This window comes from Longibaculum muris (assembly GCF_004343035.1).
In the GTDB taxonomy this organism is placed as follows: Bacteria; Bacillota_I; Bacilli_A; order Erysipelotrichales; family Coprobacillaceae; genus Longibaculum; species Longibaculum muris.
Genome location: NZ_SMCQ01000012.1, coordinates 22,351 through 40,082 on the forward strand (window position 1 = coordinate 22,351; position 17,732 = coordinate 40,082).

Consider the following 17,732-nt stretch of genomic DNA (forward strand, 5'->3'; position numbering starts at 1 on the left):
CTAGGTATATGCCTAGTTTTTTAATAACTCATTTTTCCTGGGATAACCCCTCTAATACCACCTTTAGGTGAAGGTGTGTCTCCTATATAACGGGGAATAAGATGAATATGTAAATGCATAATAGATTGACCAGCTGCCATTTGACAATTCATCCCAATGTTATAACCATCAGGATGATATTTTTCATCTAATAATTGCTTTGCTTCATCAAGTAACTTGAATAAATGAAGGCGTGTCTGCTCATCAGCCTCAAAAAAGTCAACAATATGTTTTTTAGGAATAATCAGCATATGTCCTAGACTCACTGGATAATCATCATAAATTGCATAACCATAATCATTTTCTAAAATATAATCATGTTTCTCACAAAACAAACAACTCATAATGCTACCTTCTTAATCATTACATTTTGTTCTAATAAATATTGTTCACAACTACTTGGAATCCCATCATCACTCACAACACAAGCTACATCTTTTGTTGGTAATAAATTAACATTACCAATATGATTGAATTTAGATGATTCTGTCACAACAATAACCTTAGCAGCCTGTTTAGCCATATCTCGCACTGTTTCACTACGCATATAATCATTACCCGTAAAACCAGAAGCTTCAGAAAAACCATCTGTACCAATGAAGAATTTATCTACAAAGAATGTTTCTGCACATTTTCTTGTCATTGGTCCTACCATGACTTGAGATTCTTTTTGATATTCTCCTCCTAATAAAATAATCCGAATTGTTGGCATTTTACGAACATAATCAGCAATAAATGCCGAGTTTGTAATTAAGGTCACATCTTTTCTTGTTTGTGCTATTTCTAACGCTAATAAAGCACAACAAGAGCCAGATTCAATCATCACTGTTTCTCCATTTTCAACTGATTCGCATGCAAGTTTAGCTATTTTTTGTTTTAAATCATAATGATATGCTAATCGATTATTAATATCGTCACTTGAATTTAAAGTTGCAAAACCATGAGCACGGATGATTAATCCTTTTTGTTCTAGTAAATCTAAATCTTTTCGTATAGTTACTTGTGAAACTTGTAAAAGTTCTGAAAGTTTTGTTACTTCGACTTTATCATTTTCGGTTAATAATTCTAATATTTTTGTATGTCTTTCTGACATTTTTGCCATTTTCATCACCCTTTTCTTTCTTTAGGGTAACATATAGATATTTCAAATGCAACTTTTTATTATTTCAAAAATGAATATATTTTATATAGAAAAAAAGTAATCCGAAGATTACTTTTTATGAGTATGGCACTTTCCAGCCATTGGACAGCCCCCACAACCACTGCTGCAAGTATGTCTTGTTTGAATCTGATGCTTAATAATCATTATCACAATAATAAGAAGAATAACTGCAACGATAATCGTTGATAAGTTATTCAAAATCCAATTCATCATAAGTTTCATCTTCTTTCATCTTTTTTGGATAAGGTCTAATTAATAAATAAATTAGTCCCAGCATTATAATCACCCCAATCAACATTTCAAATGTTATTGAAAGAGTTGTAATAAAGGTTATCAATTGATAAATCAAAAATGCCATAATATAAGCAAAAATCGTTTGATAACCAATCGCAAATATAAACCATTTTCGACTATTCATTTCTCTTTTTATCGCTCCCATAGCGGCAAAACATGGGGCACATAAAAGATTAAAAACCAAAAAGGCATATGCTGAAGCGATGGTAAAGGTTGAAGCTAACATCGGCCAATATTCAACACCATTTTCTGCGACTTCACCAAAACCATATAGAATACCTAAAGTACTTACAACATTTTCTTTTGCAACCAAGCCTGTGATAGTTGCGACAGCGCCTTGCCAATGTCCAAAACCAAGTGGCGTAAAAATCCAAGCTATCATTCTTCCTAACATCGCTAATAAACTGTTATTTAATTCACTTGCTTCAAGCATTCTCCATTGACCGTCAACAAAACCAAAGTAACTTGTAAACCAGACAAAAATCGTTGACAACAAGATAATTGTTCCAGCTTTTTTTATAAATGATGAACCTCTTTCCCACACACTTCTCATTATATTTCTTGCTGGTGGAATATGGTAAGCTGGTAATTCCATGACAAAAGGGGCAACTTCACCAGCAAACATTTTCGTTTTCTTTAAAATAATTCCCGACATAACAATTGCTGCCATACCAATGAAATAAGCACTTGGAGCCACCCAACTTGCACCATTAAATAATGCTCCACTTATCAAAGCAATAATCGGTAACTTTGCTGAACAAGGAATAAATGTTGTTGTCATAATAGTCATTTTACGATCACGGCTACTTTCAATTGTACGTGTTGCCATAACTGCTGGAACTCCACATCCTGTTCCAATTAACATTGGAATAAATGACTTCCCAGAAAGCCCAAACTTTCTAAACAAACGATCCATGATAAATGCAACTCTTGCCATATAGCCACAACCTTCTAAAATAGCTAAGAAAAAGAATAACACCAGCATCTGTGGAACAAATCCTAAAACTGCTCCAACTCCTGCTACAATACCATCTACAATCAATCCTTCTAGCCAACTTGCTACTCCTATCATTTGTAATGCTGAACGAATAAAATCTGGAATACTTGGAATCATGCTTCCAAACAATTCAAAACCTTCACCAAATATAGATTCATTTACAAAATCGGTTGCCATAGTGCCTATTGTTGTTACTGAAATATAATAAACAAACCACATAATGAAAGCAAATATAGGTAATGCTAACCATCTATTCGTAACAATTTGATCTATTTTATCAGAAATAGATAATTGGTTTTGATTTTTTCTTTTATAACATTCATCAATAATAGAAGTAATATATTGATATCTTTCATTCGTTATTAAACTTTCACTATCATCATCTTCTTGTTTTTCAATGACTTGAATGAGATTTTCTATATCTATTTTTTGTGATAATTGAGCTTGTAATTTTTGATCTCTTTCAAATAATTTAATCGCAAAAAATCTTCTTTGTGATAATACTATATCAGATGGTAACTGATTTTGGATATCTTCAATTGTTCTTTCAATATCATAAGAAAAATAATGTTGAATTGTGACTTCCTGATGAGCAACTTTCATGACTTCATCAACAATATCCTCAACTCCTTTTTCCTTTAATGCAGATATTTCAATAACTGGACACCCTAATTTTTTTGATAATGCCTTTATATCAATATGATAACCATTCTTTTTAACTAAATCCATCATATTCACTGCAATGACTGTTGGAATCCCTAATTCCAACAACTGCGTTGTTAAATAAAGATTCCTTTCTAAATTCATACCATCAACTATATTTAAAATAACATCAATATGTTCATCCAATAAATAATTTCTTGCTACAACTTCTTCTAAAGTATAAGGTGACAAAGAATAAATTCCTGGTAAATCTGTTATTTTAATATCCTTATTTGTTTTTAAGTTTCCTTCTTTCTTTTCAACTGTGACTCCTGGCCAATTTCCAATATATTGATGAGAACCCGTCAATACATTAAACAATGTTGTTTTTCCACTATTAGGATTTCCTGCTAAAGCTATTGTTATTTTCATATATACCCTCCTTAGTTAGTTTTGACTAACTTTAATATAAAATCATATTATTGAACTTCAATCATTGCCGCATCAGCTTTTCTCAATGATAACTCATATCCACGAACATTGACCTCAATAGGATCCCCTAATGGAGCAACTTTACGCACAGTTAACTGAGTTCCTTTAGTTATTCCCATATCCATAATTCTTCTCTTTGTTGCACCTTCACCATGCAATTTCACGACACTTACAACTTCTCCAACCTTGACTTCCTTTAATGTATACATCTTTATGCACCCTCCACCATAATTTTATGTGCCATCTCTTGACTAATTGCAACCCTTGATTCTTTTATATTAACAATGATATTTCCTTGATTATAAGAAACAATCGTCACCTGTGCACCTTCTACAAAACCTAGACTTTCAAGAAATTTCTTACTTTTTTCTTGACCCTTTACTTTTAATATCTTATGAACTTCTCCAATTCCTACAAATGTTAATGGCATATTTATCCTCCTTGGTTAGTTTAAACTAACTTTGCTATCAAATAATTGGTTAGACTTTGCTAACCTATGAACTAAATATAATCTTTTACTTTCTATTTGTCAAGTTTTTTATCAAACAAAAGAACACAAGCATTAATCCTGTGTTCCCAAAATTTCAAAAGTATTTCCTTCTACAAACATATCAATTTTTCCTGTGTCTTTTAATAAATCATTTTTCACAGGCATAGCTAAATAAAGTGTCCTTGTTTCTAATGGTTCTATCTTTCCAGTTGTTGATATTGATTTATGATTATCACTTTCAATAATGATTTGAGATTGAATTGTCTGTTGATTGATTGTATATATGCAATAGATGTATTCACTTGGATCAATAGTATGTTCACTAGTGTTTTTAAGCTCTATTTTTAAGGCAACAAATGTTTCATTATCATTATCTGTTGGATGATAGCTATAGAAGAATCCTTTATTTGATGGTTCTATTTTCTGTGTCTGTAAGATCTCATCTATTGTGATATGACTATCTTTTAAATTTAATGAATCTCCCACAGATTTTTGAGTTTGAATAACTTCTGGTTCTTGTAATGTCGAAAAATTGTATTGGACTTCTTCCTTATTTCTTATTTTTAATTTCAAATTAGCTTGTTCTTTGATATTTGATTCATTGATTTCACAATAGATATGAATATATCTTTCTTCATCTTCTTTAAGTGTATCAGTTTGACTTATTTGATTATACTTAAGATTTTCAATTGCTAGAGATGCTTTATATGATTGATGATTAATGACAAATGTTCCTTGATAAATATCTTTTAAGACATATTCTTTTTTGGATAAATTCTTTGTTTTTAATACAACATCAATGAATTGATTTTCATCTTGTTTTGGTTTTATTGATCGATAAGTATTATTTTTATTGGTTGGTTCTATTTTATTTGTTACTGTACTTTTGACAATTTCATAACGTAATTGTTCATCAAATGTATATGACTTTGATATTTCTATTTCTGATACTTTTTCTGGTGTTGGAACTTCATCTCTAGGCTGACATCCTAATAAACAAAAACTAATAAGCAGTAATATTCCTAATTTCTTCATACATGTCCTTCTCCTCTTAGCTTTTATTTTATCATACTTTGTCGTAGAAACGAAATAATTCTTTTTCCAGTTAAAAACCTTAAAATCAGATTTGATTTTAAGGTCCTCATTTTTTATTCAATAACTCTAACTTTAATAACATTTTCTAATGCTTCAAAATCATTCATATCTACAACATCATTTGTTTCAATGATTGTATAAGCATATTCTCCTTTGGCTTTATTAACCATGTTTTCAATGTTAATCTCACGATTAGCTAAAAGAGTGGCAAATTGTGCGAGCATGTTTGGTATGTTTTTATGAATTAAACAAATACGATATTTTGTGGTACGTGGTTCGTTAATATATGGGAAGTTAACTGAGTTCACAATATTGCCACTTTCTAGATAATCTTTTATCTCTTTTACTGCCATGCGTGCACAGTTATCTTCTGATTCAGGAGTTGAAGCTCCTAAATGTGGCATGACAATCACATTTTCTTGATTAATAATATCTGGTGATGCAAAATCTGTTACATATTTAGCAATCTTCCCCTCTTTGACTGCTGCTAAAACATCAGTTGAATTAACTAGATCCCCTCTAGCAAAATTCAAGATACGCACACCATCTTTCATCATATCAATACTTTCTTTATTGATAAGTCCTTTTGTTTCTTTAGTACTTGGTGCATGTAGTGTAATATAATCACATTCACTAAAGATTGTTTCCATATTTTGAGCATTTTTAACCCATTTACTCATTCCCCAAGCAGCATTCACTGAAATATATGGATCAAATCCATAAACTTCCATCCCCAATTTAATCGCTGCATTAGCTACATGAACACCAATTGCACCTAAACCAATAATCCCTAATTTCTTACCTTCTAATTCTGGACCAACAAATTGACTTTTCCCCTTTTCAACCAATTTGCTAGCATCATCTTTCCCCTCTAAAGTTTTAACCCAATCAATTCCTTCAACAATTTTACGTGATGATAATAGAAGTCCACATAATACCAATTCTTTAACAGCATTTGCATTAGCCCCCGGTGTATTAAATACAACAATCCCCTCATTGCTGCATTGATCAATAGGAATATTATTAACTCCTGCTCCTGCTCTAGCAATAGCTTTTAAATTTTTATTAAATGTATAATCATGTAAGCTTGCTGAACGGACAAGAATCCCATCCTCATCATCAATATCTTCACCAACTTGATATTGTTCCCCAAACAAATCAAGCCCCACTGGTGAAATTTTATTCATTAATTTAATTTTATTCATATATGGTCACCTACTTATTTTCTTCTTCAAATTTTTTCATAAATGCTAATAATGTCTCTACCCCTTCTAATGACATAGCATTATAAATAGATGCACGGATTCCTCCAACAGAACGATGTCCTTTTAAATTAGACATTCCTGCCGCAATTGATTCTTTGACAAACTTAGCATCTAAGTCCTTATTTGGACATGTGAATGTCACATTCATTATTGAACGATTATCAGCATCACTATGTGTTTGATAAAAATCTGTTTGATCTAAATAATCATACAATAATTGTGCTTTTTCTTGATTCTTCTTTTGCATAACTTCTAAACCACCTAAAGAATCAATCCATTCAAGAACTAATCCTAAAACATAAATAGAAAATGTTGGTGGTGTATTGTACATAGAATCATTATCCGCAATCGTATTATATTCCATTAAAACAGGAATATTCTCCTTATGATCTTGAATTAAATCTTCTCTTACAATAACAACGCCTAAACCAGCAATTCCCATATTCTTTTGTGCTCCAGCATAAATCATGCCATAATCAGCAACACGAATTGGTTTAGATAAAATATTTGATGACATATCTGCAACGATTGGTACACCTTTTGTATCTGGTACATACTTCCATTCTGTTCCATAGATTGTGTTATTCGCACATAAATGAACATATGAAGCATCTTCTCTTAAATCTAATTCATCTTGTGTAGGAATATGTTTAAAGTTATTAACACTTCCATCATATGCAATATGAATATCCCCAAATTTTTTTGCTTCTTGAGCAGCTTTCTTAGAAAACGCTCCAGTAATAATATAATCAGCTTTCCCATTCTTTAATAAATTAAGTGGAATGGTAGAAAATTGCTGAGTTGCCCCTCCTTGAATAAATAAGATTTTATAGTTATCCGGTATATTTAAAACCTTTTTTAATAAAGCTTTCGTTTCATTAAATATTTCAAGATAGGACGATGATCTATGACTCATTTCCATTACGCTCATTCCACTATCTTTATAGTTCAACATTTGAGCCGCTACTTTTTCTAATACTGGTACAGGTAATGTTGATGGACCTGCAGAAAAATTGTAAACTCTTTTTTGTGTCATTGTTGACGTCCTCCTTTTTAAATGTTGTTGTCATTATATTTGATTTAAACAAATTTGTCCAGTAATATTATTAAAAATCATAAATTTTTTAATAATTTACTTTAAATTGTATACAATTTTGTTATATTTCTATAACTATTCTTATTATATTTACTAATTTTATAAATAGAACAAAAAATAATCTATTGGCTTTATTCAATAGATTATTCTTCATAGATATAAAATTTTTGTTTTAAAGTCTTTGCTTTATACATAGCCCAATCTGCCTTATTAAAAAATTCTTCATAAGTATCTTGACCATTATAACTAGCTATCCCAACACTAATAGAAAAAGGAACTTTTTCATATTGATACATCACTTTATCAAATAACATATTAAGCTTTCTTATAATCTCATTATGTTGTGTATCTTTCATAAAAACCACAAACTCATCGCCACCAATTCTTCCAATCACATCAGAATGAAAGACTTCATTGAGTTGACTAGCAAACCATTTTAATATTTGATCTCCTTGAAGATGTCCTAACTGATCATTTAACTTCTTAAAACTATCAATATCTCCCATTAATAACGTTCCCTGCTTCAAGTTATCTATTTCATTTTTAATCATTTCTTCAACAGTTACCTTATTATAAAGATATGTCAATCCATCTTTTCGAGATATTTCCAACAATTGATTTTCATATTTCTTTAAATCATTAATATGAATCAACAACCCCTCAATACGATAAAGATGCTTTCTTTTATAAATATATTGGTACTCTACTAAAAACCAATCATTATTTAATTTCAATTGTAAAGTATCACTTTGATTTTGATTTAATCCTAATAATATATCCTTAAATATCAATTCATCTTTTTCTTTTAAATCATTCAAAAAAGAAGTATATGAACAACATGAAGAAGATACAATATAAAGTCTTTGATTTTTTACCATATATTGAAATACAGTTATATTTTTAAATCGTTTTAATGTATCTAAACTATTCAGTTTTAATTTTAATATCTTTAATTTACATTTTATTACTTGATATTTATTCATAAAACTTCCTCTCTGTGACAGGTTGTAGACAATTTGGCACAAGGGGTATATACTGAAACTAAGAGAATATTGCGAGTATATCCCCTATTTTTCTTTTTATATTCATGTGTGACAAAAATTCTACAATTTGTGACAATCTCACAAATTTTTTTGATATTCTTTTTCCTTCACACGTCTTAAAAATGTTTGATATGAAATTCCTAATCGTTGGGCTGCCTTACGCGATGAAATGTCTCCCTTGGACCATAAATAAGCATAATGATCAAATTCATAGGACAACTGAATACGCTGTGGTCCAAAGTGAACACCTCTAGCTTTAGCTGCTGCAATCCCTTCAGCCTGCCTTTGATGAATAAATTCCCTTTCTGTTTGAGCAACATAGCTCAATAATTGTAAAACAATATCTGAAATCAATGTTCCTATTAAATCATGTTCTTTTCTTGTATCTAGTAAAGGCATATCTAAAACAACAATTCTAACATGTTTCTCTTTTGTTAGCATTCGCCACTGTTCAATAATTTCTTCATAATTTCTACCTAACCGATCAATACTCTTTATCACTAATGTATCGTTATTTTTCATCTTTTCTACAAGTTTTTGATACTTGGGTCTATTAAAATTCTTTCCTGATTGTTTTTCAACAATGATATGTGACTGACAAACACCAAAATTCAACATTGCTATAACTTGTCTTTCTTCATTTTGATCTTTACTAGAAACTCTCACATATCCATAAACTTCTTCTTTCATACTTTCACCTCCATCTTTATTGTAGGCAAAATGACAAAAAGACAAACAAAAAAGCATCAATCATCAAGACTGATACTTTCAATTCTTTGTACCGCTTCTTTTATATAACTTCCAACATCACTAGGCTGATGAGCATCTGAAGTCGTTATCAGTTGTACATGTGCCTTTTTAAACACCTTCAACAATTCATCAGATAGCCCCAAATCTTGATGATTGTATCGATAATAACAACCTACATTATTTTCAGCTTTCATATGGTGTTGATTTAATAATTGAGCTAATTTTTCATAAGTTGGTAATAAATCATATGTTGGATAAATATTAAACAATTTAATTGTATCTGGATGTGCTAATTGAGTAAACAAATCTGATTCAACCAATTGAAAAACAAGTTCATAATATCTCTTATAAATATGATTAACATCATATTTATCCCACAACAATTCTTTTGAAAAACTCATATCATATAAAATTCCATCAATAGAATGAATAGCTCCTACAATAAAATCAAAATGATATTGTGATAATACTTTTCTTATATATTCTTCATGTTGAGGTACATAACAAACTTCTAAACCATATGTGACTTTAACAGGTAAATCCATCTTTTTGATATCTTCCATTAATTGAATAAAGTCACTGATATGATCTTTGAATTTCATCTTTTTATTTTCCAACCATACTTTTTGAACTTCATATTGCTTTAATTCTTCATAAATGGGTTCAAATTCTATAAATCTGTGTGTATGATCAAGTATTTGAATCTCATCTAATCCCTTTTGCTTTGCTGCTTCTACAAAAGAAAGCACATATTCTTTTGTAAGTGGTCCATTTTCTAAATGCATATGACCATCTATCATATTAATCATCCCCTTTTGCATAATTATATGAAATCATATTTATTTGTAAATAAATATGATAAGAAAAAGAACAGATTTGATATCTGTTCAATTATTCATACATGAATGGTTTTTGTTATTATTTACAAGTTTAATCCAATTCAAATTGTCCTGTATACAATTGATAATAACGTCCTTTTTGGGCAATCAATTCATCATGACTACCACGTTCAATAATTTCACCATGATCTAAGACCATGATTGCATTAGAATTTCTAACCGTTGATAATCTATGTGCAATCACAAAGACAGTACGATTTTCCATCAAGCGATCCATACCTTTTTCAATAAGTTTTTCTGTACGAGTATCTATTGAACTTGTTGCCTCATCTAAAATCAAGACTGGTGGATTAGCAATAGCCGCTCTAGCAATCGCTAAAAGTTGACGTTGTCCTTGTGACAAGTTAGCTCCATCCCCCGATAACATTGTATTATACCCATCTGGTAAACGTTTGATAAAACTATGAGCATTAGCCAATTTAGCTGCTTCAATAACTTCATCCATAGTTGCATTTAATTTCCCATAACGAATATTATCTGCAATTGTACCAGTAAATAAATGTGTATCCTGTAAAACTATAGATATTGATTTTCTTAAATCATCTTTTTTAATTAATTTAATATCAATCCCATCATAAGTAATACTTCCACTATGAATATCATAAAAACGATTAATCAAATTTGTAATAGTTGTTTTTCCTGCTCCCGTGCTTCCAACAAAAGCAATCTTTTGACCTGGTTTAGCAAATAAATTAATATCTTTTAAAATTGTGACATCTTCATTATAACCAAAAACAACATCATGGAAACGCACATCACCTTTTAACTGAACAAGTTCAATACTTCCATCATCACGAGGATGACGCCATGCCCAATGTCCTGTATATTCTTGACATTCACTAATTGTTCCATCATGATGAACTCTCACTCTTGCAAGTGTGACTTTTCCATCATCAATTTCTTCTTTTTCAGCCATCATTTCAAATATTCTTTCTGCCCCTGCCATCGCAGCTAATACAAAGTTTAATTGTTGGGTAAATTGATTTACTGGCTGAGCTGTTTGTCTAACAAAAATCAAATATGAAGATAAACTTCCTAAATCCATCATTCCAGCAATTGTAAAGAAGCCACCAATACAAGCAACTAATGCATAATTGAAATAAGAAATACTTACAACTGTTGGAATGGTTCTACCAGAATAAGTTAATGCTTCAGTAGAAGCATGTTGAAGAATTTCATTACGACGATTAAATTCTTCAATATTCTTTTCTTCATGATTAAAGACTTTAACAACTTTTACTCCATCAACCATTTCTTCAATAAAACCATTTAAATTCCCCATAGCTGCTTGTTGATGTGAAAAGTAATATTTACTACGTTTACTTAGATATTGAATAACAAAATACATAATAATCATACAAAATAATACAATAAGTGACAATTGCCAACTTAAAACAAAGATCAATATTAAAGTTCCGACAATCATAATAAAGCTTTGAATTAAGTTATCAAAACAGTTATTAAAAGCGTCTTGAACTGTATCTAAGTCATTAGTAAAATGGCTCATTATTTCTCCATGTGTATGACTATCAAAATATTTAATAGGTAACTTTTGCATACGATCAAATAAATCTTGTCGCATTTCTTTAACAATCTTTTGTGATGTATGAATCATTAATTGCTTATAAATGGCTGTTGAGGTTGCTCCAATCGCATAAACAATACCCATAAAAATAATAAAATGCACTAATCCTTGATAATCTCCAGGTAATATATACTTATTAACAACAGTACGAATTTGAAAAGTTCCCCAAAGATTAACTCCAGTACTCACAATAACCAATAAAGCAACTCCAAATAATGCATATTTATGATGTCCCATATATGTTCTAAAAGAAGCGAGAGTTTTTAACATATCTCTTGGTTTTGCATTTGTTATTTGTCTTGCCATTACAAACCAGCTCCTTCCATTTGAGAATAATAAATATCTTGATATATCTTATTATTCTTTAATAATTCTTCATGTGTTCCAATTGCTTCAATATGTCCATCATCTAAAATAACAATCTGATCAGCATGTTGTACAGATGAAACACGTTGTGCAATAATAATTTTTGTTGTTTCTTTAAGCGTTGCTAATCCTTCACGAATACTTGCTTCTGTTGCTGTATCAACGGCACTTGTTGAATCATCAAGTATCAATACTTTAGGATGTTTCAATAATGCTCTAGCAATACACAAACGTTGTTTTTGTCCACCAGATACATTAACACCACCTTGTCCCATATCTGTTTCATAAGCTTTAGGAAACTGATTAATAAACTCATCAACACAAGCTACATGACATGCCCACTTAATATCTTCATCACTCGCATGTTCATTTCCCCATAAAAGATTTTCTCTAATCGTACCACTAAATAAAGTATTCTTTTGTAAAACCATACCCACACTATCTCTTAAATGCTCAATTGAATAATCTTTAACATTATGACCATCAATAAGCACTTCACCTTCACTTACATCATAAAGTCTTGGTATTAGCTGTACTAAACTTGTTTTGGCAGAACCAGTTCCCCCTAAGATACCTAATGTTGATCCTGCTGGTATGTGTAACTGAATATCGGTTAAAACAAATTCATTAGCTTCTTCTTTATACTTAAAATATACATTTTTAAAATCAATGTTTCCTTGATGAACAATCAATTCTGTATTTTGTGGATCATGAATATCTGGAACTTCATCCAAGACTTCAATAATACGTTCAACACTTGCAATTGATCTTGTCAACATCAAAAAGACTGCTGAAATCATCATCAATGAATTTAAGATTTGCATAACATAACTTAAAAATCCTGTTAATTCTCCAACTTTCATAGAACCTTTAAGAATCATTTGTCCCCCAAAGAAAATAATACAAATAATTGTTAAATACATAACATATTGAAACAAAGGCATATTCCAAACGGAAGTACGAAAAGCATGTTCACTATTTTCCTTTAAGTTTTCATTAATCTTATTAAACTTATCTTCTTCATAACCTTCTCTTACATAGGATTTAACAACTCTTATAGCATTTAAATTTTCTTGAACAACTGTATTCACTTTATCAATACTTGATTGCATCAAACGATAAAGAGGTCCAACTTTTCTTACAATAATGAATAATCCAACAGCTAATATTGGAATAACAATCAAAAATACCAATGCTAAATTTGCATTAATTGTAAAAGTAAAAAATAATGCCATCAATAACATAAACGGAGATCTAACAAGTGGTCTAATTCCATTACTAATAGCTGTTTGTAAGACAGTCACATCACTTGTTAAACGAGTAATCAAAGATGAAGTTGAAAAATGATCAGTATTCGCAAACGAAAAATTCTGAACTTTTTGAAATTCATCTTTTCTAAGTTCTGCCCCAAAGCCTTGTCCAGCCGTTGCTGCAAAACGCGCATACATGATACCTAATATCAAAGCAATAACTGCACACCCAATCATCAATGCTCCTTGACTTATAATATAACTCTTATCACCACTAGCTACCCCCTTATCAATAATATCTGCCATTAAAGCAGGTATAACCAATTCAAAAACAGTTTCTCCAATTACACAAAGACAAGCTAAAATTAAATATTTTTTATATTTTTTAATATAAGGTAGTAAACGTTTTAGCATAATCTCATCCCCCTATCTTAATTCTTTCCCTGTTAGATTAATATACATCCTTGATAAATATTCTTTAAATTGTTCTCTTTCTTGTTCAGTAAAACCATCTAAAGAAATTTTTTCTATTTCCAGGCAATGTTCACTCCACTTTTCCAATGCCGATTCTCCTACAGGTGTCAAACTTAATTGATATGCTCGTTTATTTTTTGGATTGACTTCTCTATAAATCATGCCTTTATCTTCTAAACTGTTAAGTATTTTACTCACTGTTGGTGGTTCTACATCACATTCTATCGCAATATCCTTTAACTTACATTCGCTATGTGAAGAAATATAGCGTAATACTTTAGGTTGTCCTGGAGCCAAATCATATTCATTCATATTTGCTCTAGTTTTATTTCTTTGTGCATGAAAAACCTTAAATAAAAGAATATATAATGGTGTTTTCATCTCTTAGCCTCCTTTTGTTAGCTTGCTAATTATTAGCATACTAACTATAATACTATATGTAAAAGTTGTCAAGAAAGTCACAAAAAGATCTTGTATGATGTTTCATTTGCCTGTTAAAAATACGAGTGATATAATATATCCGGAAAGAAGGTTGATACAATGAGTAAAGTTGATATTATATCTGGTTTTTTAGGTGCTGGAAAAACAACACTAATTAAAAAATTAATTAAAGAAAGTTTAGGAAATGAAAAAGTTGTTTTAATTGAAAATGAATTTGGAGAAATTGGAATTGATGGTTCTTTTCTTAAAGATGCAGGTATTGAAATTACAGAAATGAACTCTGGATGTATTTGTTGTTCATTAGTCGGTGATTTTAGTCAAGCTTTAGAAAAAGTTGTGAATGATTATCATCCTGATCGTATTATCATTGAACCATCTGGAGTTGGAAAACTTTCTGATGTTATTAAGGCGGTACAAGATGTTCAAGATGAAGAATTACAATTAAATAGTTTTGTCACGGTTATTGATGCTAAGAAGTGTCGTATTTATACAACTAACTTTGGTGAATTCTTTAATAATCAAATTGAATATGCTTCTACAGTTATTTTAAGTCGTACTCAAGATGTTGATCAAAATAAGATTCAACAAGCTATTGATATTATTAAAGGATTGAACACAAGTGCAAACATCATCACAACACCTTGGGATGAATTAACTGGTGAAACAATTATGAACGCCATTGAAAATAAAGATTCTCTTAAAGATATTTTGTTAAAAGAAGCTGATATCTGTCCTGTTTGCGGTCATCATCATGAACATGACGAACATCATCACCACGATGAACATTGTGAACACGAACACCACCATGACCATGAATGTAGTTGTGGACATGAACATCATGAACACCATCATCACGAACATGACCACGAATGTGAATGTGGACATGACCATCACGATCATCACCATCATCATGCTGATGAAGTCTTTACAAGTATGGGTAAAGAAACAATCAAGACTTATACCAAAGAACAATTAGAAGATATTTTAAAAACACTATCTTCTTCAAAAGAATTTGGAGATATCTTGCGTGCAAAAGGTATTTTACCTACACCTGATAAAACATGGCTGCATTTTGATTTAGTTCCTGGTGAATATGAAGTGCGTGTTGGTCCTGCTGACTATACTGGTCGTATTTGTGTGATTGGTAAAGATTTATTAGAAAATAAAATTTGTGAATTGTTTGGAGTTGAATAATGAAAACACGTATCTATTTATTTACTGGCTTTTTAGACAGTGGAAAAACATCATTTATCAATGATACAATCACAACCACAGATTTTTGTGAAGGTGAAAAGTCTTTATTGATTGTCAGTGAGCAAGGTGAAGTTGAATATAATCAAGAAGAAATCGAAGCATGTAACTGTGATCTTGTTTATGTGAATAGTGAAGATGAATGGACATATGAATTCTTTGAAGAATTAAAAAACAAATACAATCCAACTCAAGTTTTAGTAGAACTCAATGGAATGTTTAATGTCAATCGTTTCTTAGCATGTAGTAAACCTGAAGGATGGGAAGTTGTTCAAGTTTTAACAACCATTAATGCACAAACATTTGGATTATATATTCAAAATATGCGTTCATTACTTTATCAACATGTTGTTCATACGGATTTATTAATATTTAATCGTATTGATGAAACTGTTAAAAAATCATTTTTAAGAAATAATATCAAAGCGATTAATTCAACTTGTCAAATCATCTATGAAAAAGCTGATGGAACCGTCAATACTATGGATGATGATGAATTACCATTTGATATTTCTAGTGATGAATTAAATATTTTAGATCATGATTTTGGACTTTTCTGTATGGATGCTTTAGATCATCCAGATAAATATGCAGGGAAAACGGTGACTTTAAAAGGAAAATTTATTGGTCGTGATAAACAGTTAGTTGATGGTTTTGTGATTGGACGTTTGGCTATGGTTTGTTGTGAAGAAGATACCTCTTTAATTGGTATGGTTTGTGAACACCCAGCAGCAAAACAGTTAATTCCAAATGAATGGATTCAAGTGAAAGGAAAAATAGAACTTGATTATGATCCTGATATTGGTGGAGAAGTTTGTATATTAAAAGTGGAAGACTTAAAAGTCGTTCCACCTTTAGAAAATGAATATGTGACATTTGATTAGAGGACACTGTCCTCTTTTTTTATTGTTCATACCTTTTTCTTATCACATATTGATAAATGATATAAATAAAGCATAATATAACAAATAAACAAAGATATGCCACCTTTAATCCAAACATATCTCCAATCAATCCCATCAATGGAAAATAAACAATCATAACAATACTAAATCCCATTGACATAAGAGAAAGAAGGGTTGCTCGCATCTGGCTTTCTACTTTCTCATTTAAGAAAGTTGTTATAGCAATATATAAGATTGTCTCAAAAAAAGCCATAACACATATTGATAAGATAGAAAGTGGATAAAATGGTAAACCTATAGATGAAATCACAATTCCAATTGGTAATACCAACAATAATCTCTTTTGTGAATATCTTTTCATAATTTTATAAGTGATTACTCCCGCTATAATACCTGTTATATTTTCTAATGAAAGAAATATAGATATTGCTGAAATACTGACACCTAATTCTTTCCAATAATTTGTTAAATAGTAATAAGCTGTTGTTAGTGATGCTGAAAATAAGGCGGTACTTAATATCAAATAAAAGATTTGATGATCTTGTTTGATTAATTCACAACTCATAACAACTTGTTGTTTCATATCATGAAGGATATTGGTTTTGATATATCCTTTATTTTTAATTTCTTTCATCTGTAATAAAGCAAATATTGATAATATGATGATTAGGATAGATAATCCATAAGTCAATTGATAACTCAATCCTGCAATAATACCACCAATAGTCGTCGATAACAACATCGCAACTTGAATAACCACTTCCCTTTTTCCTTGAATTTTAGCAAATTCATCTTGTTCATTATATTCAAGCAACAAATCATAAACATAAGCACTATCAGTTCCAGATTCTAAGTTATATGACAAAGCTTGTAAAATAAACGATAAATAAATCATCCATTCTTGTCTTGCAAAAATAAGTAAGATAATTGAAACAATCTCAACCATTCTTCCTAATAATCGACTTAAACGTCTCCCATATAAATCACTAATAATTCCTGTTGGCATTTCTCCAAGCATCGAAGTGATATGAAAGACACTTTCACAAATTCCAACATCAACCAACGAAAAACCTTTGATTACAAGAAATGTTGGCCAAAGTAAAGATGTTAATTTAAAGTTCAATAAAAACTCAAATATATAATTCAAATACAAATTCTTTTTCATTATTATTAATCCCCTTTTCTTTTGTTTTTGG

The 17,732-nt window shown here is 30.4% G+C and carries 18 protein-coding genes; 2 read left to right on the top strand and 16 right to left on the bottom strand.

All coding sequences use genetic code 11. The features are described from left to right. Positions 1-20 precede the first annotated feature (20 nt). From EDD60_RS08965 to EDD60_RS09035, 15 genes are all read right to left on the bottom strand, one after another. Entirely contained in the window at positions 21-383 is a 363-nt protein-coding gene (locus tag EDD60_RS08965; protein WP_066450284.1) for an HIT family protein, read from the bottom strand. Next, positions 380-1,132: a DeoR/GlpR family DNA-binding transcription regulator gene (locus EDD60_RS08970; protein ID WP_066450321.1), complete on the bottom strand. Its 753-nt coding sequence runs from the start codon at positions 1,130-1,132 to the stop codon at positions 380-382. Before EDD60_RS08970 ends, EDD60_RS08965 begins: the two co-directional genes overlap by 4 nt. Positions 1,133-1,249: 117 nt before the next feature. After that, positions 1,250-1,414: a FeoB-associated Cys-rich membrane protein gene (locus tag EDD60_RS08975; RefSeq protein WP_165973140.1), complete on the bottom strand. Its 165-nt coding sequence runs from the start codon at positions 1,412-1,414 to the stop codon at positions 1,250-1,252. Further along, entirely contained in the window at positions 1,392-3,566 is a 2,175-nt protein-coding gene (feoB, locus tag EDD60_RS08980; RefSeq protein WP_066450287.1) for a ferrous iron transport protein B, read from the bottom strand. Before feoB ends, EDD60_RS08975 begins: the two co-directional genes overlap by 23 nt. 47 nt (positions 3,567-3,613) lie before the next feature. After that, the gene (locus EDD60_RS08985; protein ID WP_132226376.1) at positions 3,614-3,835 is read right to left on the bottom strand and encodes a FeoA family protein; all 222 of its coding nucleotides are present in this window, start codon (positions 3,833-3,835) and stop codon (positions 3,614-3,616) included. A gap of 2 nt (positions 3,836-3,837) precedes the next feature. Beyond that, on the bottom strand, positions 3,838-4,056 hold the full coding sequence (locus tag EDD60_RS08990) for a FeoA family protein (RefSeq protein ID WP_195600128.1): 219 nt from the start codon (positions 4,054-4,056) through the stop codon (positions 3,838-3,840). A 132-nt stretch (positions 4,057-4,188) separates the two neighbouring features. Beyond that, complete coding sequence (locus EDD60_RS08995) at positions 4,189-5,151, bottom strand: hypothetical protein (RefSeq protein WP_066450297.1); 963 nt, start codon at positions 5,149-5,151, stop codon at positions 4,189-4,191. Positions 5,152-5,264: 113 nt separating this feature from the next. After that, the gene (locus EDD60_RS09000) at positions 5,265-6,416 is read right to left on the bottom strand and encodes a 3-phosphoglycerate dehydrogenase family protein (protein WP_066450301.1); all 1,152 of its coding nucleotides are present in this window, start codon (positions 6,414-6,416) and stop codon (positions 5,265-5,267) included. 10 nt (positions 6,417-6,426) lie between these two features. After that, the gene (gene serC, locus EDD60_RS09005; RefSeq protein ID WP_066450304.1) at positions 6,427-7,512 is read right to left on the bottom strand and encodes a 3-phosphoserine/phosphohydroxythreonine transaminase; all 1,086 of its coding nucleotides are present in this window, start codon (positions 7,510-7,512) and stop codon (positions 6,427-6,429) included. A 203-nt stretch (positions 7,513-7,715) separates the two neighbouring features. Beyond that, positions 7,716-8,555, bottom strand: coding sequence for a GGDEF domain-containing protein (locus EDD60_RS09010; protein WP_066450307.1), 840 nt, complete (start codon positions 8,553-8,555; stop codon positions 7,716-7,718). A 138-nt stretch (positions 8,556-8,693) separates the two neighbouring features. Then, a complete protein-coding gene (locus EDD60_RS09015; protein ID WP_066450313.1) occupies positions 8,694-9,305 on the bottom strand; it encodes a recombinase family protein in 612 nt (203 codons plus the stop codon). 56 nt (positions 9,306-9,361) lie between these two features. Continuing rightward, the gene (locus EDD60_RS09020) at positions 9,362-10,165 is read right to left on the bottom strand and encodes a PHP domain-containing protein (protein ID WP_132226377.1); all 804 of its coding nucleotides are present in this window, start codon (positions 10,163-10,165) and stop codon (positions 9,362-9,364) included. Positions 10,166-10,295: 130 nt separating this feature from the next. Next, positions 10,296-12,155 (bottom strand): ABC transporter ATP-binding protein, encoded by a 1,860-nt coding sequence (locus EDD60_RS09025; RefSeq protein ID WP_066447678.1) that lies wholly within the window; start codon positions 12,153-12,155, stop codon positions 10,296-10,298. Then, entirely contained in the window at positions 12,155-13,879 is a 1,725-nt protein-coding gene (locus EDD60_RS09030) for an ABC transporter ATP-binding protein (protein WP_066447681.1), read from the bottom strand. Before EDD60_RS09030 ends, EDD60_RS09025 begins: the two co-directional genes overlap by 1 nt. Positions 13,880-13,891: 12 nt before the next feature. After that, positions 13,892-14,320 carry a MarR family winged helix-turn-helix transcriptional regulator gene (locus EDD60_RS09035; RefSeq protein WP_066447682.1) on the bottom strand — a complete coding sequence of 143 codons (429 nt, stop codon included), beginning with the start codon at positions 14,318-14,320 and terminating at the stop codon, positions 13,892-13,894. Between the two features lie 159 nt (positions 14,321-14,479). Between EDD60_RS09035 and EDD60_RS09040 the strand changes: the two genes are divergently transcribed. Both EDD60_RS09040 and EDD60_RS09045 read left to right on the top strand, forming a co-directional pair. Then, complete coding sequence (locus EDD60_RS09040; RefSeq protein WP_066447684.1) at positions 14,480-15,574, top strand: CobW family GTP-binding protein; 1,095 nt, start codon at positions 14,480-14,482, stop codon at positions 15,572-15,574. Further along, positions 15,574-16,515: a TIGR03943 family putative permease subunit gene (locus EDD60_RS09045; protein WP_066447687.1), complete on the top strand. Its 942-nt coding sequence runs from the start codon at positions 15,574-15,576 to the stop codon at positions 16,513-16,515. The genes EDD60_RS09040 and EDD60_RS09045 overlap by 1 nt, the downstream gene beginning before the upstream one ends. Before the next feature lie 19 nt (positions 16,516-16,534). Here EDD60_RS09045 and EDD60_RS09050 read toward each other — a convergent pair whose 3' ends face one another. Next, on the bottom strand, positions 16,535-17,701 hold the full coding sequence (locus tag EDD60_RS09050; protein WP_066447689.1) for an MFS transporter: 1,167 nt from the start codon (positions 17,699-17,701) through the stop codon (positions 16,535-16,537). Positions 17,702-17,732: the final 31 nt, after the last annotated feature.

Excerpts from the sequence above, each read along its gene's own strand:
- EDD60_RS08965 (WP_066450284.1), bottom strand. The coding sequence starts at position 383 with ATGAGTTGTTTGTTTTGTGAGAAACATGATTATATTTTAGAAAATGAT.
- EDD60_RS08970 (WP_066450321.1), bottom strand. The coding sequence starts at position 1,132 with ATGTCAGAAAGACATACAAAAATATTAGAATTATTAACCGAAAATGAT.
- EDD60_RS08975 (WP_165973140.1), bottom strand. The coding sequence starts at position 1,414 with ATGATGAATTGGATTTTGAATAACTTATCAACGATTATCGTTGCAGTT.
- feoB (WP_066450287.1), bottom strand. The coding sequence starts at position 3,566 with ATGAAAATAACAATAGCTTTAGCAGGAAATCCTAATAGTGGAAAAACA.
- EDD60_RS08985 (WP_132226376.1), bottom strand. The coding sequence starts at position 3,835 with ATGTATACATTAAAGGAAGTCAAGGTTGGAGAAGTTGTAAGTGTCGTG.
- EDD60_RS08990 (WP_195600128.1), bottom strand. The coding sequence starts at position 4,056 with ATGCCATTAACATTTGTAGGAATTGGAGAAGTTCATAAGATATTAAAA.
- EDD60_RS08995 (WP_066450297.1), bottom strand. The coding sequence starts at position 5,151 with ATGAAGAAATTAGGAATATTACTGCTTATTAGTTTTTGTTTATTAGGA.
- EDD60_RS09000 (WP_066450301.1), bottom strand. The coding sequence starts at position 6,416 with ATGAATAAAATTAAATTAATGAATAAAATTTCACCAGTGGGGCTTGAT.
- serC (WP_066450304.1), bottom strand. The coding sequence starts at position 7,512 with ATGACACAAAAAAGAGTTTACAATTTTTCTGCAGGTCCATCAACATTA.
- EDD60_RS09010 (WP_066450307.1), bottom strand. The coding sequence starts at position 8,555 with ATGAATAAATATCAAGTAATAAAATGTAAATTAAAGATATTAAAATTA.
- EDD60_RS09015 (WP_066450313.1), bottom strand. The coding sequence starts at position 9,305 with ATGAAAGAAGAAGTTTATGGATATGTGAGAGTTTCTAGTAAAGATCAA.
- EDD60_RS09020 (WP_132226377.1), bottom strand. The coding sequence starts at position 10,165 with ATGATAGATGGTCATATGCATTTAGAAAATGGACCACTTACAAAAGAA.
- EDD60_RS09025 (WP_066447678.1), bottom strand. The coding sequence starts at position 12,155 with ATGGCAAGACAAATAACAAATGCAAAACCAAGAGATATGTTAAAAACT.
- EDD60_RS09030 (WP_066447681.1), bottom strand. The coding sequence starts at position 13,879 with ATGCTAAAACGTTTACTACCTTATATTAAAAAATATAAAAAATATTTA.
- EDD60_RS09035 (WP_066447682.1), bottom strand. The coding sequence starts at position 14,320 with ATGAAAACACCATTATATATTCTTTTATTTAAGGTTTTTCATGCACAA.
- EDD60_RS09040 (WP_066447684.1), top strand. The coding sequence starts at position 14,480 with ATGAGTAAAGTTGATATTATATCTGGTTTTTTAGGTGCTGGAAAAACA.
- EDD60_RS09045 (WP_066447687.1), top strand. The coding sequence starts at position 15,574 with ATGAAAACACGTATCTATTTATTTACTGGCTTTTTAGACAGTGGAAAA.
- EDD60_RS09050 (WP_066447689.1), bottom strand. The coding sequence starts at position 17,701 with ATGAAAAAGAATTTGTATTTGAATTATATATTTGAGTTTTTATTGAAC.